This window comes from Halomonas sp. DP1Y21-3 (genome assembly GCF_019801245.1).
Lineage (GTDB): Bacteria > Pseudomonadota > Gammaproteobacteria > Pseudomonadales > Halomonadaceae > Halomonas > Halomonas litopenaei.
The window spans coordinates 1,075,760-1,096,240 of record NZ_JAHVJM010000001.1 but is presented as its reverse complement, the minus strand read 5'-3'; the positions used below and the strand labels follow the sequence as shown (position 1 = coordinate 1,096,240).

The following is a 20,481-nucleotide window of genomic DNA, read 5'->3' as shown; positions in this document are numbered from 1 at the left end:
CGGCCGTGCTCACATGCCCGGGCTTGCCTGATGGCCTAAGGGACCGTGCTCACAGGCCCGGGCTTGAGTATGCTCAGGGGAGGAGCACAGGCCCAGGCCCACCGTGATCTGCGCACGGGGGCGACGAGTGAACAAGGAGAGCCGCCATGCAGCTGAGCCAGGATTTCTTGCCCCGAGACGACATCCCCACCGCCCTTGTCGGTGCCCTGGATGCCGCCTGGGAGCGCCTTGCCTCGCGGCTCGAACAGGCAGACAACGTCGCCGAAATGAGCGGCAATGAGCCCCCCGGCGAACTCTATCAGGCGCTGGAGCCCCATCGTCGGGTCGAGCTCGCCCGGGTGCTGGCGATCTCCGAGTTCGCCTGCGAGACCCTGTGTCGCCATCCCCAGTGGCTGGGTTGCCTGGACTCCAGCGGTGAGCTGGATCGTGCCTTGACGCCCGAGGCGCTCAGGCAGCTGCTCGACGAGGGCCTCGAGGCCGCCGAGGACGAAGCCGCCATGCAGGCGGCGATTCGGCGCTTTCGTGCCGCGCGCATGCTGGCCATCGTGTGGCGCGACATCAACCGTCCCGAGGGCGTCGACGCCTGGGCCACCGGAGCCGCGGTGTCGCGCCTGGCCGAGGTCTGCCTAGAAGGGGCGCTTGGCTGGCTCGAACGCTTTGTCGAGGCCCGCTGGGGGCGTCCTGCCCCGCGCGAGGACGGCAGCGAACAGCGCCTGGTGGTGCTCGGCATGGGCAAGCTGGGCGCCGGCGAGCTGAACCTGTCATCCGACATCGATCTGATCTTCGCCTACCCCGAGAAGGGCGAGACCCAGGGTGGGCGCAAGTCGCTGGACCACGTCGAGTACTTCACCAAACTCGGGCAGAAGCTGATCTCGGCGCTGGACCCGGTGACCGCCGACGGCTTCGTCTTTCGCGTCGACATGCGCCTGCGCCCGCTGGGTGACGGTGGCCCCCTGGTCGGCAGCTTCTCTTCGCTGGCCGGCTACTACCAGGATCAAGGCCGCGAGTGGGAGCGCTACGCCATGCTCAAGGCGCGCCCGGTGGCCGGCGACATCGACGCCGGCTATGAGCTGTTGTCGAGCATCCGCCCCTTCGTCTACCGCAAGTACCTGGACTTCGGCGCCATCGAGTCGCTGCGCGAGCTCAAGGCGATGATCAATCGCGAGGTCCGGCGCAAGGGTATGCAGGGCAATATCAAGCTGGGGCCCGGCGGCATCCGCGAGGTGGAGTTCATCGTCCAGGCGTTTCAGTTGATTCGCGGTGGGCGCGATACGGAATTGCAGGTGACCTCGCTGAAGACCGCCATGCAGCGGCTGCCGGAGTTGGGCCTGCTGCCCCAGGAGGTGATCGACGAACTGCTGCCGGACTACGCCTTTCTGCGCGACCTGGAGCACGCCATCCAGGCCCTCGAGGACCGCCAGACCCAGGCGCTGCCCGACGACGACCTCGACCGCGAGCGGGTGGCACTGGCCATGGGCGCCCAGGGCTGGCCGGCGCTGATGGCGCGTCTGGACGAAGTGCGTGGGCGGGTGCGCAAGCACTTCGACGCGGTCATCAGCGACCCCGAGGACGAGGTCGAGGAAGATGGCGTCGACGAGGGCGCCAGTCTCGATACCTGGCGCCAGCTATGGCGCGGTGAGCCGGACGATGACGAGGCCCAGGCGACACTGCAGGACGCCGGCTTCGACGATGCCGCCACCGCACTCAAGCGAATCAAGGGACTGGCCGGGTCACGCCAGGTGCAGGCCATGCAGCGAGTAGGCTACGAGCGCCTCGATGCACTGATGCCGCTGCTGCTGGACGCGGTGGCCGAGAGCGAGGCGCCGGATGCGGCGCTTGAACGGGTGTTGCCGCTGATCGAGGCGGTGCTCAGGCGTACTGCCTACCTGGCGCTGTTGCGCGAGAACCCCGACGCCCTGGGCCACCTGATGAAGCTGTGTGGTGCAAGTCCCTGGATCGCCGAACAGATCGCCCGCTACCCGATCCTGCTCGACGAGCTGCTGACTCCGGACACCCTCTACACCCCGGCGGACAAGGAACGCCTGGCCGACGAGCTGCGCCAGACCCTGGCGCGGATTCCCGAGGACGACGAGGAAGCACAGCTCGAGGCGCTGCGGGTGTTCAAGCACGCCCAGGTGCTGCACGTGGCGGCCTCGGACATCGCCGGCACCCGCCATCTGATGAAGGTCAGCGACTACCTCACCTACATCGCCGAGGTGATCCTCGATGCCGTGCTGGCCATGGCCTGGAAGACCCTGACCCGCAAGCACGGCTATCCACTGGGTAAGGACGGCGAGCGCGCCGGTAAAGCGCCGGAGTTTCTGATCGTCGGTTACGGCAAGCTTGGCGGCATCGAGCTTGGCTACGGCTCGGATCTCGACCTGGTGTTCCTGCACGACTGCGCCTCCCAGGGCGAGACCGACGGCAAGCGGGTCATCGACAACACCGTGTTCTTCACCCGGCTGGGCCAGCGCATTATCCACCTGTTGTCGGCGGTGACGCCGGCGGGTTCGCTCTACGAGGTCGACATGCGGCTGCGCCCCTCGGGCAACTCCGGTCTGCTGGTCAGCCCGCTCAAGGCCTTCGCCGAGTACCAGCGCGAGCAGGCCTGGACCTGGGAGCACCAGGCGCTGGTGCGCTCCCGGGTGGTGGCCGGTGACGCGACCCTGGCCGAAGGCTTCGAAGAGGTGCGCCGGGAGATCCTCGGCCGCGAGCGCGATCGCGAGGCGCTGCGCGAGGAGGTGGTCAAGATGCGCCACAAGATGCGCGACCACCTGGGCTCGAAGGGCTCCGCCGATACCTTCGACCTCAAGCACGATCCCGGCGGCATGGTCGACATCGAGTTCCTGTGTCAGTACGCGGTGCTGGCGCTGTCTCACCAGACACCGGAGCTGATGCGCTTCAGCGACAACATGCGCATCCTCGAGACCCTGGAGGAGACCGACCACCTCGAGGCCGGCGAGGCCCAGGCGCTGCGCGACGCCTACCTGGCCGCGCGCAGCGCCAACCACCGCGCCGCCCTGACGCGGGAAAGCGCCCGCGGCGACGTCGAGGCGTTCAAGGACCACCGCCGAGCCATCATCGACGCCTGGAAAGCCTGGCTCGAGCCTGAACAGGGGTGATTGACGGCGGGGCCCAGCCCCGCTCGAGTGGTACATCGCAAGAGGGCGAGGCACGTCTGGGCAACAGGGCAAACACCTTATGAAGCGACATGTCTGAGGGTTCAAGCGTCGCAACTCGCTGCCGGTTCGCGCCAGCCGGTTCGTGGTCCTGGGCGTGGACGCCTTCAGGCACTTCTGTGAGGATGAGCGAAAGCGTGCCGCCGACGAGCAGGCCGTCTCTCTTTTGCCCACCACCGGCATGAACTGTTGAAGGAGAATCCTTGATGAGTGGCAAGGTACTGGTCCTGCATGGCCCCAACCTCAATCTGCTGGGCACACGCGAGCCCGAGATCTACGGCCACGAGACCCTGGCCGATATCGACAACGCGCTGCGCGAGCACGCCGTGCTCGAGGGGTGGGAGCTCGCCAGTCGCCAGAGCAATCACGAAGGTGAGCTGATCGACGCCATCCATGCCGCGCGTCTCGATGGCACCGTCGCCATCATCATCAACCCTGCAGCCTATACCCACACCTCGGTGGCGATCCTCGATGCCCTGAACGCCTTCGACGGCACGGTGATCGAGGTGCACCTGTCCAACGTGCACAAGCGCGAGAGCTTCCGCCACCACTCCTACGTCTCGCTGCGTGCCGATGGCGTCATCGCCGGGCTCGGCAGTCAGGGCTATCACGCCGCCCTGGATGCAGTGATCAGAAAGGGCTGACGCCGGATCAGCGATCGCGCCCCCGAGTCAGCGCCAGGGTGATGCCGGCGGCGCTGATCAGCGCCGCGCCGATCCAGGTCTCCGGGCGTGGCACGTCGCCGAAAAAGATGAAGCCGAACAGCGCCGCCCAGACGATCTGCAGGTACAGAAAGGGCGAGACCAGCGAGGCCGGCGCGTAGCGCATGGCCAGGATCAGCGTGAGCTGACTGGCGGCGCCCATCAGGCCGACAAAGACAAACAGCGGCAGATCCCCCAATGCCACCGGGGTCCAGAAGGCCGGGACCACCGCCGAGCTGACCAGGGCGCCGGCAAGGCCCGCGTAGAACAGCGAAGTGAGAGGATGATCCTCGCGCCCGAAGCGTCGGGTAGACAGCTGGTAGAGCGCGAAACAGGCGGTCAGGCCGAAGGGCAGCAGAATGGCCGGGTTGGCGCGCCAGTCCACCGGGCCCACGCAGATCACCACCCCACCGAAGCCCACCAGGATCGCCAGCCACTGGCGCCAGCCGACCCGCTCCTTGAGTAGCGGAATCGCCAGCAGGGTCACCAGCAGCGGCGAGCTGAAGTTGATGACGTAGACCTGCAGGATCGGCAGGGTGCGAAAGGCCAGGTAGGCGAAGGTGCTGGCCCCCAGCAGCAGCAGGCCACGAACGAACTGGCCGCCCAGGGATGACGTCTTCAGCATGGCCATGCCCGGCCCACGTCCCAGATAGACCAGGTAGCCGGTCAGCACCAGCATATGGCCAACGTAGCGCGCCCAAACCACCTGCACCGGCGAATAGTCCTGGGCCAGAGTCTTGACCCCGGTGTCGAGCATGCAGAACAGGAGCCCCGCCGCCAGCATGAAGGCGATGCCCTTCATCGGCCGGTCACGATTGAGGGCCTGGGGCGGCGTCAGGGGCGTAGTGTCTGGTGTCGATGAAGGTGTGGACATGGCGGGCCGTTGGCGGTCGAAGCGGGACGGCGACATTCGGCGCCGACAAAAAAAGTAGCAAGCTAAATGATGCCTTTCATGGTACGTGAGCCAGCAGTCGGTCGCCAGTGAGTCAGCCAGGGTTGGGCATCAGGCCTCAGTCACTCGTCGGCACCGCGGGAGGTTCAGCCAAGCAGCGGCATCAGACCGGTGTGTGACAGCGCCCACAGGACGACGCTAAGGGTCACGAAGCTCGATAGCGTGCTTGCCATCAGGGCGGCGGCACCCACGCCCTCCATGCCGAAGCGCTGGGCGATCAGCGGGTAGATGCTGATCATCGGGCAGGCGGCGAAGATCATGGCGCCGGCGAAGATCAGGGGGGGCAAGGGCGCCAGGACGGTCTGGAAGGCCAGCAGCATGCCCAGCACCAGCAGCGGGTGGAGTACCAGCTTGCCGAGCATGATCTGGCCCATGTCCTTGACCATGCCGCGGATCTTGAGGCCGTACAGGGTGCCGCCGATGACGAACAGCGCAGCGGGCCCGGCGGCGCCGGCCAGCAGCTCGATGGTGCGATCCAGCGTCGCCGGCAGGCGTATTCCCAGTGCCGCCAGTGCCTGCCCCAGGCTCAGCGAGATCAGGATCGGGTTGCGGACAAGCCTGGTCAGGGTCTGGCGCAGGGCATCACCGGCGCGGGTGTCGCGCTGCTGACCGACCTCGGCCAGTACCAGGGCGCCGGGAATCACCAGCAGGATTTCGACCATCATGGTGTGGACCATGATGATACCCGCCGCCGCCTGACCCAGCGCCAGGGCAGCGATCGGGTAGGCGACAAAGCCGCTGTTGGAGGCGGACATGCCAAGGGCCTGGATGGCCCGCTCGGTGGGGGACTTCTTTTGGCGATTGCGCGGCAGCCAAAGGCAGGCGACGAAGGTGGCCACGGAACCCAGGGCGTAGGCTGCCAGCAGCGGTAGGCTGATCACCTCGCCAAGCGAGTTGCGGGTCAGGGCGCCGAGGATCAGTGCCGGCAGCGCGGCGTACAGCACGAAGTTGGCGACACCGGAGAGCTGCACCGGCGATACCAGGTTCCAGCGCCGGGCCAGAAAGCCGACGCCGATCAGCAGAAAGATCGGTGTGGTGATGGAGAGTATCGCTAGCATTCAGGCCTCCCTGCCATTGTCATACTTCCCCATATGCGCCTGTCCCCGGTGCGCTCAGACAAGGACGATCAGCTCACGTTGGCACGAATCTGGCGAGCCTTGCCCTGGAGCAGCGGCAGGTAGCGCTCAAGCAAGGTGTCGTGGTCGATTCTGGCGGCATTGGTGCTGATATTGATCGCACCGATCAGCTCGCCGTTGGCGTCGAAGGCGGGTACTGCCAACGAACGCAGCCCAGAATCCAGCTCCTGATCGACGATGGCATAGCCCTGCTGGCGAGCCTGGAGGATGGCGCGCTTGAGCTCAGCCTTGTCGGTGATCGTCTTGTCGGTGAAGCGCTCGAGGGTGGTGCGCTCGATAAAGGCATTCAGTTCGTCGTTGGTCTTCTGTGCCAGCAGCATGCGCCCCATCGAGGTGTAGGCGGCGGGCAGCCGCGTGCCCACCGACAGGGTGATGGCCATCAGCCGCTGGCGCGACGCCGAGCGCGCCACATAGGTGACCTCATCGCCGTCGAGTACGCCAAGAGAAGAGGATTCGCCGCTTTCTGTGGTGATGTCCTCGAGCACCTGCTGGATCAGGTGCTGATAATTGTTGGCGGACAGGAAGGCGTAGCCGAGCTTGAGCACTCGCGGCGCCAGCTCGAAGTGGCGGTGGTCCTTGCGCACATAGCCCAGGGCATGCAGCGTCAGCAGAAAGCGTCTGGCGCGAGCACGGTTCATGCCGGTGCGCGTCGCCACCTCACTCAAGGTCATCCGAGGGTGGGCCTCATCGAAGGCCAGAATGACGTCGAGGCCGCTGGCGAGGGCAGTGACGAAGTCGCGGTCATCCGGGCTCAGGGCGGCGTCGGCCGGTGCCGTATCCATCGAGGTGTCCTTTTTTCAGATTCGAGTGTCACTAAGATCTAGTGTTGCAGTGATCGAGCGCCACGACGTGAGAGCGTTGTACAGCCCGAGCGACGATGATAGCAGGGCAGCGTCCGGATACGGCCCCCGATGTCATGGCGGCGAGAAGACATTCGTCTTCTGTGGGCGACGGTTTGCTCCCGTGTTGTCGATAATCTAGCATGCTTGTTCGAGGTGCGAACACCTGTGCGACTATTGGTGGAGCGGCCATGCTGTCGCCATCGCGTGTCCCTGTCGTTGCCTCCTCGCTGCTATCCCCTTGAACTCGCCCCGGTCGATACGCCCCATTCGCTCCCCCAGAAGAAGAGGAACCTTGCCATGTCCGACGCCCTGCTGAGCCATCCATTCATGAGCCAGAGTGCCCTGGAAGCCTGTCGCGACGATGACCTGGTGGCCTCGATGCTGGCCTTCGAACTCGCCCTGGCGCGCGTCCAGGAAGGTGTCGGCGCACTGCCAGCGGGCAGCGCCGGGCGCATGGCGGCGGCGCTTGAGCATCATAACTTTGACATCGCGGCCATCGCCCGGGGTATCGCCAGCGGCGGCAACGCGGCGATCCCCTTCGTCAAGGCCGGGCGAGCGGCGTTGCCGGACGAGCTCAAGGCGTGCTGGCACCAGGGGGCGACCAGCCAGGATGTGGTGGATTCGGCGCTGATGCACCTGCTGACGCCGCGCCTGGCGAGCCTGGATGGCCTGCTCGAGCGCTGTCGCAACGCGGTTCTCGCGCTGATGCGTGACCACGAGCAGACGCCCATGGTCGGCCGTACCCTGATGCAGCAAGCGCTGCCGATGACCTTTGGGGTCAAGGCGGCCCAGTGGGGCATCGGGCTCGAGCGCGCGCGACGCCGGCTTGGGGATATCGCCGCCGAAGGACTGCCGGTGCAGTTCGGTGGTGCAGTGGGGGTGCACTCGGGCTGGGGGGAACAGGGGCTCGAGCTGATGCAGGCCTTGGCCGAGGAGCTTGGCCTGTCCTGCCCGGTACTGCCCTGGCATACCGACCGCCAGCCGATCCATGCCTTGCAGACCGCCCTGGACGCCGTCGCCGGGGCGCTGGAGAGCCTGGCGCTGGACGTCGCCCTGCTGACCCAGACCGAGGTTGGCGAAGTCAGCGAGCCGAGCGCCCCTGGCATGGGCGAATCGTCGTCGATGCCGCACAAGCGCAATCCGGTACGCTGCGCCCTGATTCGCGGCGCGTCGCGTCGGGTGCACGGCCACACCACGGTGATCATCGGTGCCGTGGCTCAGCCGCTGGAACGGGGCCTCGGCGAGTGGCACGCCGAGTGGGCACCGCTCAGCGAATCGGTGCTGCTGGTGGAAGGGGCGCTGGAGCAGGCGGCAACCCTGCTGGAAGGACTCGAAGTACATCCTGAGCGCATGGCCGCCAACCTGGCGTTGACCGGCGGCGCGATCATGGCCGAGCCGGTGGCGCGCCTGCTGACACCCCACCTCGGCAGCGACAGGGCCAAGGCGCTGGCGGCCGAGGCTGCCGAGACCGCGCGCCGCCAGGGGCGTCCTTATCACGAGGTCTTGCATGAGGCTCCCCGGCTGCCCCCCGATATCAGTGTCGAGCAGCTCAAGGCCGCCACCGATCCGGCGTTATACATTGGTAGCAGCCGACAACAGGCCAGCAAGGCCAGGGAGTGGCTGGAGCAACGCTAACACGTTGATTGATTAGTAGAAGGACGTGAAGGGGCGGGAGCGGCGTATGCCGTTCCCGCCCTTTTTGCGTTTGACGGCCCTGTCGATCAGCAGTAACTTGTTCGTATAACAAACCTACGTTCACATAGCGAACAAGGCTGTTCTGTCCACCGCATTGGTTCATCGTTAACAGAGGCAACCCACATGGCCGAGATCCTGAGTCTTGACGAAGCGGTAAGGCGCTACGTCCATGACGGCGCCACCGTCGCCATGGAAGGCTTTACCCACCTGATTCCTTTCGCCGCCGGGCATGAGGTCATTCGCCAGCGTAGGCGCGACCTCACCCTGATCCGGATGACCCCGGACCTGGTCTACGACCAGTTGATCGGTGCCGGCTGCGTGAAGAAGGTGATCTTTTCCTGGGGGGGCAACCCTGGCGTCGGCTCGCTCCATCGCCTGCGTGATGCGGTGGAAAAGGGCTGGCCCCACAAGGTCGAGATTCTCGAGCACAGCCACGCCGCCATGGCCTGCGCCTTCGAGGCTGGCGCCGCCGGATTGCCGCTGGCGGTGCTGCGCGGCTACGTCGGCAGCGAGCTGCCCAACGTCAATGACCAGATCAAGTTCATCGAGTGCCCCTTCACCGGCGAGCGCCTGGCGGCGGTGCCCTCGGTGCGCCCGGACGTCTCCATCGTTCACGCCCAGAAGGCCGACCGTGCCGGCAATGTGCTGGTCGAGGGGATCATCGGGGTGCAGAAGGAAGCGGTGCTGGCAGCCAGCCGCGCCATCGTCACCGTCGAGGAGATCGTCGATGACCTGGACACCCACCCCAACGCCTGCGTGATTCCAGGCTGGGCCATCGACGCCATCGCCGTGGCCGAAAAGGGCTCGCTGCCGTCCTACGCCCACGGCTACTACCCGCGTGACAACCGCTTCTACAAGGAGTGGGACGCCATTGCCCGCGACCGTGACGTCTTCACCCGATGGATCGACGACAACATCATGAACACCGCGGAGGACGCCCGATGAGCACCGCAATCGACTACAGCGCCAGCGAGATGATGACGGTCACCGCCGCCCGGGCGCTGGAAAACGGCATGACCTGTTTCGTCGGTATCGGCCTGCCGTCCGAGGCCGCCAACCTGGCGCGGCTGACCCATGCCCCCGAGGTGGTGCTGATCTACGAATCCGGCACCCTGCAGACCAGGCCGGACGTGCTGCCGCTGTCGATCGGCGATGGCGAGCTGTGCGAGTCGGCGCTGACCACGGTGTCGGTGCCGGAGATGTTTCGCTACTGGCTGCAGGGCGGAAAGGTCAGTGTAGGCTTTCTGGGAACCGCCCAGATCGATCGCTACGCCAACCTCAACACCACCCTGATCGGCGACTACACCGCACCCAAGGTGCGCTTGCCTGGCGGCGGCGGGGCGCCGGAGATCGCCACCAACGCAGGTGAAGTGTTCATCACCCTGAAGCACTCGCCGCGGGCCTTCGTGCGTGACGTCGATTTCATCACCACCCTGGGCTTTGGTCGCGACGGCAAGGGACGCGACGGCGTACCCAATATCGGCAAGGGGCCGACTCGCGTGATCAGTGACCTGTGCGTGATGAAGCCGGACCCGGAGGATCGTGAACTGACGGTGGTCTCGCTGCATCCCGGCGTGACGCGCGAGCAGGTCCAGGAGGCCACCGGCTGGGACATTCGTTTCGCCGCCGAACTCGAGACCACGCCGGTCCCCAGTGCCCATGAGCTCGAGGTGCTGCGTGAGCTGAAGGCGCGCACCGATCGTGCCCACAGCGGCCAGTAACCGGCCCGTCAGCCCCAACCAGACCTCCATTTCGCCCCTTCCCCGACACACCCTGCGCCAGTGCGCGGGGTGACCAAGGAGTCCGACATGACCGACGTCTTTCTCTGTCATCCCCGTCGCAGCGCCATCGGGCGCTTCGGTGGCACCCTGGCAAGTGTGCGCCCCGACGATCTGGCCGCCGACATCTTCAAGGCGGTGCTGGCCCAGGCGCCAGAGCTTGATCCCGGCGCCATCGAAGAGGTCTTCATGGGCTGTGCCAACCAGGCCGGCGAGGACAACCGCAACGTGGCGCGCATGTCGGCGCTGCTGGCGGGCCTGCCGACCTCGGTACCCGGTACCACCATGAATCGTCTGTGCGGCTCCGGCATGGATGCGGTAGGCACCGCCATGCGCGCGATCAAGGCCGGCGAGATGGATCTGGCCCTGGCCGGCGGGGTGGAGTCGATGTCCCGGGCGCCTTACGTCATGGGCAAGGCGGAAGGCGCCTTCTCAAGGGGGCAGCAGATCGAGGACACCACCATCGGCTGGCGCTTCGTCAACCCGCTGATGAAGAAGCTTCACGATACCCACTCGATGCCCGAGACCGCTGAGAACGTAGCCGAACAGTTCGACATCTCCCGCGCCGATCAGGACGCCTTTGCCGTACGCTCCCAGCAAAAGGTCGCGCGGGCCCAGCAGGAGGGTCGCTTCGCCGAGGAAATCACCCCCATCGAGATCCCCCGGCGCAAGCAGCAGCCGCTGGTGTTCGACATCGACGAGCATCCTCGCGCCGGCACCACCCTGGAAAAGCTGGCCGCTCTGCCGACCCCGTTCAAGGACAATGGCAGTGTCACCGCCGGCAACGCCTCCGGGGTCAACGATGGCGCCTGTGCCATGCTGGTCGCGAGCCAGGCGGCGGTGGAGCGCCATGGCCTGGTGCCGATGGCGCGTATCGTCGGCATGGCCACCGGCGGGGTGGAGCCGCGCATCATGGGCTATGGCCCGGTCCCGGCGGTGCGCCGGCTGCTCGAGCGCAGCGGGGTCGCGATCGACGAGATCGACGTGATCGAGCTCAACGAAGCCTTTGCCGCCCAGGCCCTGGCCTGTCTGCGCGATCTCGGCGTCGCCGACGATGACCCCCGGGTCAATCCCAACGGCGGGGCCATCGCCCTGGGCCATCCGCTCGGCATGTCCGGGGCGCGCCTGTTGATGACCGCCGCCCACGAGCTCAACAGGAGCGGCAAGCGCTACGCCTTGTGCACCATGTGTGTGGGCGTGGGGCAGGGCATCGCCACCCTGATCGAACGGGTATAGAGGAACAGGAGAGAGGTCATGGCATTTCTGAATATCGAAGGACGCAGTGTCGCGTATCGCCTGCTCGGCGCCGAGGCCAATCCTCTGGTGGTGCTGGCGCATCCGCTGGGCATGAGCCAGGCGGTGTGGGACGACGTCCTGCCGGTGCTGCTGACACGCTACCGGGTGTTGACCTGGGACCTGCCCGGTCACGGCGCCAGCCAGGCCTGGGGCGACGGGCCGATCACTCCGGCCGAACTGGCGAAGGAAGCCATCGCCCTGGCCGACCACGCCGGCGCAGGCCGCTTCCACTTCGTCGGTACCTCCATCGGTGGCGTGGTGGGGCAGCAGCTGATCAGCGAGCACGGCGAGCGCCTGCTCTCCGCCGCCCTGACCAACACCGGGGCGGTGATCGGCACCAGCGAGCTATGGACCACCAGGGCCGAGCGTGTGCGGCGCGAGGGCCTGGCGGCGATGTCCGGCGAGATCGTGCCGCGCTGGTTCGCTCCCGCCTGCTTCGACGCCGAGCCGGCCCTCAAGGCGGGCTGGTGTACCCAGATGGGGCGCGGTGACGACGAGTCCTACGCGCTGCTCTGCGAAATGCTGGGGCGAGATACCTTCACCGGCAAGCTCTCCGGCAAGGGCGTCAAGGTGCAGCTGTTCGGTGGCAGCGAGGACCTGGCGACGCCACCGGCCACCCTGGAGGCCCTGGCGGCCGAGTGCGACGGCGCCCCGCTCGAGGTGCTCGAGGGCGTCGGTCACGTGCCTTCGGTAGAGGCGCCAAGCCGATTCGCCGAGAAGCTGCTGGCGGTGATGGCGGTGGACCTGGGCGATGTGGGCGCGGAGGGCGTCGACTATTCCACTGGCCTTGCGACCCGCAAGCAGGTGCTGGGCGAGGAGCACGTGGCCCGCTCCACCCACAATGCCAACAGCCTGGATACTCCGTTTCAGCAGATGATCACACGGCTGGCCTGGGGCGAGCTGTGGTCCAACGACGACCTGACGAGACGCGAGCGCAGCATGATCACCACCGGCATTCTCGCCGCCCTGGGGCGCGAGGAGCTGACCCTGCACCTGAAGACCGCCCAGCGTATCGGCCTCAGCGAGGCGGAGCTGCGTCAGGTGCTGATGCACGTGGCCATCTATGCCGGCGTGCCGGCGGCCAATCATGCCTTTGCCCTGGCCAAGGAACTGGGTTGGGGAAGCGGCGAATCATCGGCATGAGGGACATGGTTTGCCGCCTGGGGTAAAAGAGTGGTAAATAGCTGACTCACGGAGCACAGAATCCTCCAGGCAGGCAGCAAGGCTTCCTGGCCGTTGGTGACTTGCCATGCCATAGATGGCAGGGCCATCCCTGCTGCTCCATTCGTGGATCCTCGGTCAGTTGCTAGACTTGGCAAAAGGAGAAGGAGAGGATTCCGTCAGGCAGGGAGTGCCCGATGCATGCCCGTTTCGGCAGCAAGAGGTCAACTATTGATGTGGTTCAAGACGTTTGTGGCGATACTGCTCGGCACTCTGATGGCGGGTACGGCATCGGCAGAGTGGCGCTACACCCAGGCCCACCAGATGTTCGGCGACGCCCCGGCGGCGCGAGTCGATGATGGCAGCGGTCATTCTCTGGCACTGGTGTGCTGGAACGGTGTGCCCATGGTATCGGTGGCCGGTTATGCCTCCCAGATGGGCGCCGATCGGCGCAAGCCGCTGGAGGTGCTGGTGGACGGCATCGGGTATCGCCTGGAGTCACGCCACTCCCCCCACGACGGCGTGTGGTTCGCCCCGTCTCCCCTCGGTTTGACCAAGACCCTGCAAGGCGGCAACGTGGCGGTGGTCACTCCCCAGGATACCCGTCCCTCACGCTTCCCGCTGAGTGGCGCCGACGAGCCCATCGAGCGCGTGCTGGCAGCCTGTCGCTAGCGCTGTCGGCGTGGTGGAGGCTGACGAGGTGCCACGCCACGGTGCCACGCTGGACACCCGTCACGCCGCCAGATCGCAGGCCACCATGCTCAATCATCGTATCAAGCTGCGCCATCTCAACGCCTTCCTCGAGGTGTCGCGCAGCCGCAGCTTCGCCCGTGCCGCCGACGCCCTGGCGATCACCCAGCCGGGCATCTCCAAGGCCATCCGTGAACTCGAGGAGATCGTTGGCGCCAGCCTGTTCGAGCGTAGCGCCCAGGGCGTCAGTCTGACCCAGGCGGGACTCACCCTGTTGCGCCACGCGGGGCCTGCGCTGCGCGCCCTGGAAGAGGGCGTGGTGGCGCTGGCCGACGGCCATGGTGGGCAGCGTTGGCTCAGGGTCGGGGCGCTGTCGACGGTGGAATCGCGGCTGCTGCCGGCGGCGATTCAGCACTTCCAGGCCTCGCCGCTGGGCCAGGAGACCAGCGTGACCGTGACCACCGGCGCCAGCGCCTTTCTGCTGTCGCGGCTGGCGCTGGGTGAGCTCGACGTGGTGGTGGGGCGTATGACCGAAGCCCGCGAGATTCGTGACCTGGCCTTCGAACATCTCTACTACGAATCGCTGCGGCTGGTGGTGCGCCAGGGGCATCCGCTGGCCACCGTCTCGCCCTGTCCTCCCGAGGTCCTGAGCGGCTACCCCTGGGCCGTGCCTCCCCCTCAGACCACCTTGCGCCAGCGGGTCGACAGCTTCTGTGTGCGTCACGCCATCAGTTTGCCCGCGCCCTGTCTGGAGACCCTGTCGCTGCCGGTCAGCCGGCGCTTCACACTGGACACCGGTGCCATCTGGGTGGCGCCCTTCGAGGCGGTGGCCGAGGATCTGGAAAGCGGCCAGCTGGTCGAGCTGGCACTGACCTTCGAGCACCAGGGGGGCTCGGTAGGGCTGTGTACCAACACCTCTTTGAGCCCCAGCCTGGCGCTGGAAGGCTTCGCCGAGTCGCTGCGCCAGGCCGCCGCGGCAAGACCCCAGTAGCGGCGTCGAAATATCCGGGGGCGAGGCATCAGGCCAGTACGTACTCGTTCCTGCGATCCGACGCCCCGCCATCCGGCCATCATAACCCCTGGGTTATGATGGCCGGGCAAGGTCTCAATTGGCAGCCCGGGTGTGGCTGGTCACACTGCTGTCATCGCCTCTTGTCTCGAGGCGCGTGTGAACAACCAACAATCACGCCAGGACCTCTCCCCCCATGACCCTCAATCGGAACCTCAATCGTCGCTTCGTCGAGCGGGATCGCCAGTGGCACCCCGCCGCCTACACTCCCGGCTACAAGACCTCGGTGCCGCGCTCGCCCTCCCAGGCGCTGGTCAGCCTGCAGACCCCCAGCGTGTCGGAACTCACCGGCCCCGAGTTTAGCCGCCTGCGCATGGGCCCCCATGACAACGATCTGCTGTTGAACTTCCGCGATGCCGATAGCCCCGGTCTGCCGGTGGGGGAGCGGGTGATCATGTTCGGTCGGGTCGTCGACCAGTTCGGCAAGCCGGTGCCGCAGACTCTGGTGGAGATGTGGCAGGCCAATGCCGGTGGCCGCTATCGCCACAAGAAGGACAGCTATCTGGCCCCGCTGGACCCCAACTTCGGCGGCGTCGGGCGCTGTCTCACCGACGACGATGGCTGGTACCACTTCCGCACCATCAAACCCGGTCCCTATCCCTGGCCCAATGGCATCAACACCTGGCGCCCGGCGCACATTCATGTGAGCGTCATGGGCCCGGCCATCTCCACCCGGTTGATCACCCAGATGTACTTCGAGGGGGACCCGCTGATTCCGATCTGCCCCATCGTCCAGACCCTGAAGGACGAGGAGGCCGTGGGCACCATGATCGGTCGACTCGACATGGCCCGCTCGCGTCCCATGGACGCCCTGGCCTACCGCTTCGACCTGGTGGTGCGTGGCGAACTGCAGACCTATTTCGAGAATCAGTGAACAAGAACAGGAACAACAGGTGCCGTGGTGCCCGAGTCGGCCCACGGCAGCGAGGAGACCTCATGCAACAGCCAAACCTTACCCCCACCGCGAACCTGATGCTGCGCGAGACCGCGTCCCAGACCGCCGGCCCCTACGTGCACATCGGCCTGGCGCTGGCCGTCGCCGGCCTGCCCGAGCGCGACGAGGAGATCTGGAACGAACTGGCCAAGGATAGCGCCGAAGGCGAGCGTATCGAGGTGGTAGGACGGGTCATCGACGGCAACGGCGACCTGGTCCGCGACGCCCTGCTGGAGGCCTGGCAGGCCGACGCCAACGGTGACTATCAGACGGCGTTCGACCTCAAGGCGCCGTTCAACAGCTTCGGGCGTACCGCGACCACCGCCGAGGGCAACAGCGAGTGGCGCTTTGTGACCGTCAAGCCCGGCGCCATCGCTCGGCCCGACGGTCGCACCATGGCCCCGCACATCAACCTCACGATCTTCGCCCGGGGCGTGAACCTGCATCTGCAGACCCGGCTCTACTTCGATGACGAGCACAAAGCCAATGCCGGCTGCCCGGTGTTGGGTGCGATCGAGTCGCCGGCCCGGCGCCAGACGCTGATCGCCCGGCGTGAAGAGGGCGGGGAAGGCGGCCTGCCACGCTATCGTCTGGATATCGTGCTGCAGGGGGAGGGAGAGACGGTGTTCTTCGACTTCTGATCGCGTTCGCCTGACCACACGGACGTCGTGGCGTGAACCGCGGCGTCCGTGTCGTTATTTGCCCGCGTTTGCACCGACGCTTCCATGGCCTATGCTAGCGGTCTTTTCCGCCCTGGCTTCGAGGCACCTCCATGGATATCCACCGCATCAATCCCACCCCCCGCTGGTCCGACATCACCGTGTTCAATGGCATGGCCCACTTCGTCGAAGTCGCCGAGGCGGACACCCGCGCCGATATCACCGGCCAGGTGGAGCAGATCTTCGAACAGGCCGAGGAGTCGCTGGCCAAGGTGGCCAGCGACAAGACACGCATCATCTCGGTGACCATCTACCTGACCGACTTTGCCCACTTCGATGCCCTGAACGTCGCCTGGGAGGCCTGGTTCGAGCCAGGCACCGCCCCCAGTCGCGCCTGCGTCAAGGCCGAGCTTGCCAACCCCGAACTGCTGGTCGAGATGGCATTTGTGGCGGCGGCGGGGGAAGAGTTTCGCTAACACCGCAGCGCTATCAACGCGCCGCAGGCAGGGCCCTGGCCCTGCCACCACTCGATATGTTTCACGGGTACTTGCCCGTCCGACGATTCTCCACCAGCACCTCAAGGATGGCGTTGGCCGCCTGCATGGTCGCGCTGGGCGTCTCTCCCCGGCGCCGGCTGCAGACGATCGGTGAGGTGATGTGTTTCTCCGCCAGGTACAGGTAGCGAATGCCATCGCGGTTCTGTCGCTTGACCTGCTCCGGCACCAGGGTAATGCCGAAGTCCGACACCACCAGGCCCAGCGCCGTCTGCATCTCGTTAGCCTCCTGCACCACCGTGACCTTGAGCCCTCGGCGGCGAAACAGCCCCAGCACCAGGTCGGCAAGGCTCGGGCGCGGGCTCGCCGGGTACAGCACCAGCGGGTAGCGGGCGAGCTCCTCCATGGTCGGCGTGGTGCCCACCAGCGGGTGGCCCTCCGGCACCGCCGCCATCATCGGTTCCTCGAACAGCACCTCCTGTTCCACGTCGGGATCGTCGATCCTCAGGCGTCCGAAGCCGATATCGATACGTCCTGCCTTCAGCGCCTGCACCTGCTCCACCGTGGTCAATTCGGCCAGGGTCAGCTCCACCTCGTCCTTTTGTCGCAACTCGCGCACCAGCAGCGGCAGCTGCCCGTAGAACAGCGAAGGCACAAAGCCGATACCGAACATTTCCTTGTGGCTTCGTGACATACGGCGCACCGCCGCCACCGTGGTATCGAGCTTCTCGAGCATCTGAAGGGCATGCTCATGGAAGAACTTGCCGGTGGGCGTCAGGGTCAGCCCTCGGGGGCCGCGAATGAATAACTGGGCCCCCAGTTCTTCCTCCAACTGATTGATCTGCCGGGTCAAAGGGGGCTGCGCCATATGCAGCCTGGCGGCCGCCCGGGTGATGTTTAGCTCTTCCGCTGCGGCACAGAAATAGCGCAGGTGTCGAAGCTCCATGATACCTCCAGGGTATTGCGGTCTACCCAGACCATATTGGTTGTGCCCCTCAAAGACAATCACACTGCACTCAATCGCCGGATCAAGCGCCTTTCCGCAGTAGGTCTCTACCGATGTCGATGGCAGTGGTGCTTCGCATCGTAAGAGAAATCTTACCAAGGTATGGCTTGATCGCTTACGAGTCGCCGAGGCTTACAGCGCTTGCGGCTTTCCTCATCACCCAGTTCGCCACCCAGATCGCCAGCCCGTGGATGACAACGAGCTGATGGTAATCGCCGGAGCCACCATGACCGCCCTGATCGAAAGCGTCGAGACCCTGCTGGTCGACCTGCCCACCATCCGACCGCACAAGCTGTCGATGGCCACCATGGCCACCCAGACGCTGGTGATCGTACGCCTCAAGTGCGCAGACGGTATCGAAGGCATCGGCGAGGCCACCACCATCGGCGGCCTGGCCTATGGCCCGGAAAGCCCGGAGAGCATGAAGGTCAACATCGACACCTACCTGGCGCCGGCGCTGGTCGGCCTGGCGGCGGACAACGTCAACCTCGCCATGGCCCGGCTCGACAAGCTGGCCAAGGGTAACGTCATCGCCAAGTCGGCGCTCGAGACCGCGCTGCTGGATGCCCAGGGCAAGCGTCTCGGCGTGCCCCTGGCGACACTGCTGGGCGGCGCCCGCCACGATCACCTGCCGGTGCTGTGGACGCTGGCCAGTGGCGATACCGACAAGGATATCGAGGAGGCCAGAAAGCGCCTCGAGCAGCGTCGCCATCGTGACTTCAAGCTCAAGATCGGCGCCAACGAGGTGGATCACGACGTGCGCCACGTTGCCGCCATCAAGGCCGCCCTGGGGGATCGCGCCAGCGTCAGGGTCGACGTCAACCAGGCCTGGGACGAAGCCACCGCGGTGCGCGCCATCGCTGCCCTCGAGGAGGCCGGGGTCGACTTGATCGAGCAACCGATTCCGGCCCACGAGCGGGCAGGACTGGCGCGGCTGGCCAATCGCTTCGAGGTCACCATGCTGGCCGACGAAGGCGTCCAGGACCTGCGCTGCGGGCTGGCGCTGATTGAGTCCGGCTTCAGCGGCGCCTTCGCCCTGAAGATCGCCAAGAGCGCCGGGCCGCGCGGCGCGCTGCGCCTGGCCCACCTGGCCGACGCCGGGGGCATTGGCCTCTACGGCGGCACCATGCTCGAGGGCACCATCGGTACCGCCGCTTCGCTGCACGCCTGGGCGACCCTGCCCGAGATGGCCTGGGGCACCGAGATGTTCGGCCCCTTGCTGTTGACCGATGACATCGTCACCACCCCCCTGCGCTACGACGACTTTGGCGTGGCGCTGCCGCAAGGCCCGGGACTCGGGCTCGAACTGGATCACGACAAGCTGCGCGAGTACGCACGCAGCTGAGCGACATCGCCATCAGACCGGCCGCGCGAGCCTCCAGGGCTGCATCGACGGCCCCCGATCGAGAGGAGAACGAAGATGCTGTTTCAGGTGGAAATGACCGTCAAGCTGCCGCCGGATATGGCGCCGGAGCGCGCCGCCGAGATCAAGGCCCGCGAGAAGGACTACGCCCAGGAGCTGCAGCGCTCCGGCAAGTGGCGCCATCTGTGGCGGGTGGCCGGCAGCTATTCCAACGTCAGCGTGTTCGACGTGGCCGACAACGCCGAGCTGCAGGAGCTGGTATCGAACCTGCCGCTGTTTCCCTACATGGAGATCCGCGTCAAGCCGCTGTGCCGCCACCCGTCCTCGATCCGCGATGACGACAGCTAGGGTCAGCCCCTGGCCAGCCAGACGTCGGGGCAGCGCGCATCGCCAGGCCCCGGCCAGTACCGCCAACAACGATAACGACAAGTACGCCACACCTGAGGACCGCCAGATGAACAGTCTCAATCCCACCACCAAGTCAGTGCGCATCTTCGACACCCCGGAGGTACAGGACTTCCTCAATACCGTCGCCGGCTTCGACAAGACCGAAGGCAACGAGCGGGCCAAGGAAATCCTGCACCGTCTGCTGTCGGACCTGTACAAGCTGATCGATGACTTCGACGTCACCCCGGAAGAATTCTGGCAGGGCGTCAGCGTGCTCAACGCGCTCGGCGCCGAGACCCAGTACGGCCTGCTGGCCCCGGGTCTGGGCTTCGATCATTACCTCGACATGCGCATGGACGCCGAGGACGCCGCCCGCGGCCTTGCCGGGGGTACCCCGCGCACCATCGAGGGGCCCCTGTACGTCGCCGGTGCCCCGGAGTCCGAGGGCGAGGCGCGCCTGGACGACGGCTCGGACACCGACGCCGAGGCAATGTGGCTGACCGGTCAGGTACGCGATACCCAGGGCCAGCCGATCTCACGGGCCAAGGTCGAGATCTGGCACGCCGACAGCAAGGGCAACTACAGCTTCTTCGACCCGTCCCAGGCCGACTTCCACCTGCGTCGTACCATCTACACCGACGCCGATGGCCGCTATCGCGCGCGCAGCATCATCCCCTCCGGCTACGGTTGCCCCCCGGACAGCCCGACCCAGCAGGTGCTGGACCTGCTCGGTCGTCATGGCCAGCGACCGGCGCATATCCACTTCTTTATCTCGGCGCCCGGGTACAAGCACCTGACCACCCAGATCAACCTCGCCGGCGACCCCTACACCTACGACGACTTCGCCTTCGCCACCCGCGAGGAGCTGGTGGTGGACGCCAGGCGCATCGAGGACGCCAGCGAGGCCAGCGATCGTGGCCTCGAGGGGCCCTTCACCGAGGTGGTGTTCGACATCGAGCTTGCCGCCACCAGCGAGACCGAGCTGCAGCAGCGTCACAAGCGCCCCCGCGCCCTCGAGGACGGCTGAGCCGCCTGGACTCGCGACAACCCTGAACTAACCGCCGAGTTCCACGGGAGCCCCCGTGGTGGACAGCGCCGCGCCAAGCCACGCCTGCCCTACGGGCATGTTGCCCCAAAGG

Annotated in this window: 19 protein-coding genes; 15 read left to right on the top strand and 4 right to left on the bottom strand. The window is 66.3% G+C overall.

The features are described from left to right. The first annotated feature begins 146 nt into the window (after positions 1-146). Both glnE and aroQ read left to right on the top strand, forming a co-directional pair. The gene (glnE, locus tag KUV74_RS04775) at positions 147-3,122 is read left to right on the top strand and encodes a bifunctional [glutamate--ammonia ligase]-adenylyl-L-tyrosine phosphorylase/[glutamate--ammonia-ligase] adenylyltransferase (protein ID WP_222515731.1); all 2,976 of its coding nucleotides are present in this window, start codon (positions 147-149) and stop codon (positions 3,120-3,122) included. Positions 3,123-3,382: 260 nt separating this feature from the next. Then, on the top strand, positions 3,383-3,823 hold the full coding sequence (gene aroQ, locus KUV74_RS04770; protein ID WP_108131164.1) for a type II 3-dehydroquinate dehydratase: 441 nt from the start codon (positions 3,383-3,385) through the stop codon (positions 3,821-3,823). 7 nt (positions 3,824-3,830) lie between these two features. Here the strand turns inward: aroQ and KUV74_RS04765 are convergent, their stop codons facing one another. The 3 genes from KUV74_RS04765 to KUV74_RS04755 form a co-directional block, all read right to left on the bottom strand. Beyond that, positions 3,831-4,754 carry a DMT family transporter gene (locus KUV74_RS04765; protein WP_108448540.1) on the bottom strand — a complete coding sequence of 308 codons (924 nt, stop codon included), beginning with the start codon at positions 4,752-4,754 and terminating at the stop codon, positions 3,831-3,833. 164 nt (positions 4,755-4,918) lie between these two features. Next, entirely contained in the window at positions 4,919-5,890 is a 972-nt protein-coding gene (locus KUV74_RS04760) for an AEC family transporter (RefSeq protein WP_222515730.1), read from the bottom strand. A 68-nt stretch (positions 5,891-5,958) separates the two neighbouring features. Then, positions 5,959-6,750 carry an IclR family transcriptional regulator C-terminal domain-containing protein gene (locus KUV74_RS04755; RefSeq protein WP_222515729.1) on the bottom strand — a complete coding sequence of 264 codons (792 nt, stop codon included), beginning with the start codon at positions 6,748-6,750 and terminating at the stop codon, positions 5,959-5,961. Positions 6,751-7,107: 357 nt separating this feature from the next. Between KUV74_RS04755 and KUV74_RS04750 the strand changes: the two genes are divergently transcribed. The 10 genes from KUV74_RS04750 (at position 7,108) to KUV74_RS04705 (ending at position 16,568) form a co-directional block, all read left to right on the top strand. Further along, a complete protein-coding gene (locus KUV74_RS04750; RefSeq protein ID WP_222515728.1) occupies positions 7,108-8,445 on the top strand; it encodes an adenylosuccinate lyase family protein in 1,338 nt (445 codons plus the stop codon). A gap of 183 nt (positions 8,446-8,628) precedes the next feature. Beyond that, positions 8,629-9,450, top strand: coding sequence for a CoA transferase subunit A (locus tag KUV74_RS04745; RefSeq protein WP_222515727.1), 822 nt, complete (start codon positions 8,629-8,631; stop codon positions 9,448-9,450). Between the two features lie 8 nt (positions 9,451-9,458). Beyond that, the gene (locus KUV74_RS04740; RefSeq protein ID WP_331281207.1) at positions 9,459-10,226 is read left to right on the top strand and encodes a CoA-transferase subunit beta; all 768 of its coding nucleotides are present in this window, start codon (positions 9,459-9,461) and stop codon (positions 10,224-10,226) included. A gap of 87 nt (positions 10,227-10,313) precedes the next feature. Further along, positions 10,314-11,519 (top strand): 3-oxoadipyl-CoA thiolase, encoded by a 1,206-nt coding sequence (pcaF, locus tag KUV74_RS04735; RefSeq protein WP_222515726.1) that lies wholly within the window; start codon positions 10,314-10,316, stop codon positions 11,517-11,519. An 18-nt stretch (positions 11,520-11,537) separates the two neighbouring features. Next, on the top strand, positions 11,538-12,722 hold the full coding sequence (locus KUV74_RS04730; RefSeq protein WP_222515725.1) for an alpha/beta fold hydrolase: 1,185 nt from the start codon (positions 11,538-11,540) through the stop codon (positions 12,720-12,722). A gap of 252 nt (positions 12,723-12,974) precedes the next feature. Continuing rightward, positions 12,975-13,412 (top strand): hypothetical protein, encoded by a 438-nt coding sequence (locus KUV74_RS04725; RefSeq protein ID WP_222515724.1) that lies wholly within the window; start codon positions 12,975-12,977, stop codon positions 13,410-13,412. Between the two features lie 28 nt (positions 13,413-13,440). Further along, positions 13,441-14,421 carry a pca operon transcription factor PcaQ gene (gene pcaQ / locus KUV74_RS04720; protein ID WP_315900716.1) on the top strand — a complete coding sequence of 327 codons (981 nt, stop codon included), beginning with the start codon at positions 13,441-13,443 and terminating at the stop codon, positions 14,419-14,421. A gap of 214 nt (positions 14,422-14,635) precedes the next feature. Continuing rightward, positions 14,636-15,373 (top strand): protocatechuate 3,4-dioxygenase subunit beta, encoded by a 738-nt coding sequence (pcaH, locus tag KUV74_RS04715; RefSeq protein WP_045991428.1) that lies wholly within the window; start codon positions 14,636-14,638, stop codon positions 15,371-15,373. Between the two features lie 62 nt (positions 15,374-15,435). After that, a complete protein-coding gene (gene pcaG, locus KUV74_RS04710) occupies positions 15,436-16,074 on the top strand; it encodes a protocatechuate 3,4-dioxygenase subunit alpha (protein WP_222515723.1) in 639 nt (212 codons plus the stop codon). Positions 16,075-16,205: 131 nt separating this feature from the next. Then, entirely contained in the window at positions 16,206-16,568 is a 363-nt protein-coding gene (locus KUV74_RS04705) for a RidA family protein (protein ID WP_108131173.1), read from the top strand. A 61-nt stretch (positions 16,569-16,629) separates the two neighbouring features. Here KUV74_RS04705 and KUV74_RS04700 read toward each other — a convergent pair whose 3' ends face one another. Beyond that, a complete protein-coding gene (locus tag KUV74_RS04700; RefSeq protein ID WP_045991431.1) occupies positions 16,630-17,532 on the bottom strand; it encodes a LysR family transcriptional regulator in 903 nt (300 codons plus the stop codon). A gap of 286 nt (positions 17,533-17,818) precedes the next feature. Between KUV74_RS04700 and KUV74_RS04695 the strand changes: the two genes are divergently transcribed. From KUV74_RS04695 to catA, 3 genes are all read left to right on the top strand, one after another. Continuing rightward, positions 17,819-18,937 (top strand): muconate/chloromuconate family cycloisomerase, encoded by a 1,119-nt coding sequence (locus tag KUV74_RS04695; RefSeq protein WP_124804967.1) that lies wholly within the window; start codon positions 17,819-17,821, stop codon positions 18,935-18,937. Positions 18,938-19,012: 75 nt separating this feature from the next. After that, the gene (catC, locus tag KUV74_RS04690) at positions 19,013-19,303 is read left to right on the top strand and encodes a muconolactone Delta-isomerase (RefSeq protein ID WP_045991433.1); all 291 of its coding nucleotides are present in this window, start codon (positions 19,013-19,015) and stop codon (positions 19,301-19,303) included. Between the two features lie 106 nt (positions 19,304-19,409). Further along, complete coding sequence (catA, locus tag KUV74_RS04685) at positions 19,410-20,369, top strand: catechol 1,2-dioxygenase (protein WP_108131175.1); 960 nt, start codon at positions 19,410-19,412, stop codon at positions 20,367-20,369. Positions 20,370-20,481: the final 112 nt, after the last annotated feature.

Coding starts and splice junctions, on each gene's coding strand:
- glnE (WP_222515731.1), top strand. CDS start 147: ATGCAGCTGAGCCAGGATTTCTTGCCCCGAGACGACATCCCCACCGCC.
- KUV74_RS04765 (WP_108448540.1), bottom strand. CDS start 4,754: ATGTCCACACCTTCATCGACACCAGACACTACGCCCCTGACGCCGCCC.
- KUV74_RS04760 (WP_222515730.1), bottom strand. CDS start 5,890: ATGCTAGCGATACTCTCCATCACCACACCGATCTTTCTGCTGATCGGC.
- KUV74_RS04755 (WP_222515729.1), bottom strand. CDS start 6,750: ATGGATACGGCACCGGCCGACGCCGCCCTGAGCCCGGATGACCGCGAC.
- KUV74_RS04750 (WP_222515728.1), top strand. CDS start 7,108: ATGTCCGACGCCCTGCTGAGCCATCCATTCATGAGCCAGAGTGCCCTG.
- KUV74_RS04745 (WP_222515727.1), top strand. CDS start 8,629: ATGGCCGAGATCCTGAGTCTTGACGAAGCGGTAAGGCGCTACGTCCAT.
- pcaF (WP_222515726.1), top strand. CDS start 10,314: ATGACCGACGTCTTTCTCTGTCATCCCCGTCGCAGCGCCATCGGGCGC.
- KUV74_RS04730 (WP_222515725.1), top strand. CDS start 11,538: ATGGCATTTCTGAATATCGAAGGACGCAGTGTCGCGTATCGCCTGCTC.
- KUV74_RS04725 (WP_222515724.1), top strand. CDS start 12,975: ATGTGGTTCAAGACGTTTGTGGCGATACTGCTCGGCACTCTGATGGCG.
- pcaH (WP_045991428.1), top strand. CDS start 14,636: ATGACCCTCAATCGGAACCTCAATCGTCGCTTCGTCGAGCGGGATCGC.
- pcaG (WP_222515723.1), top strand. CDS start 15,436: ATGCAACAGCCAAACCTTACCCCCACCGCGAACCTGATGCTGCGCGAG.
- KUV74_RS04705 (WP_108131173.1), top strand. CDS start 16,206: ATGGATATCCACCGCATCAATCCCACCCCCCGCTGGTCCGACATCACC.
- KUV74_RS04700 (WP_045991431.1), bottom strand. CDS start 17,532: ATGGAGCTTCGACACCTGCGCTATTTCTGTGCCGCAGCGGAAGAGCTA.
- KUV74_RS04695 (WP_124804967.1), top strand. CDS start 17,819: ATGACCGCCCTGATCGAAAGCGTCGAGACCCTGCTGGTCGACCTGCCC.
- catC (WP_045991433.1), top strand. CDS start 19,013: ATGCTGTTTCAGGTGGAAATGACCGTCAAGCTGCCGCCGGATATGGCG.
- catA (WP_108131175.1), top strand. CDS start 19,410: ATGAACAGTCTCAATCCCACCACCAAGTCAGTGCGCATCTTCGACACC.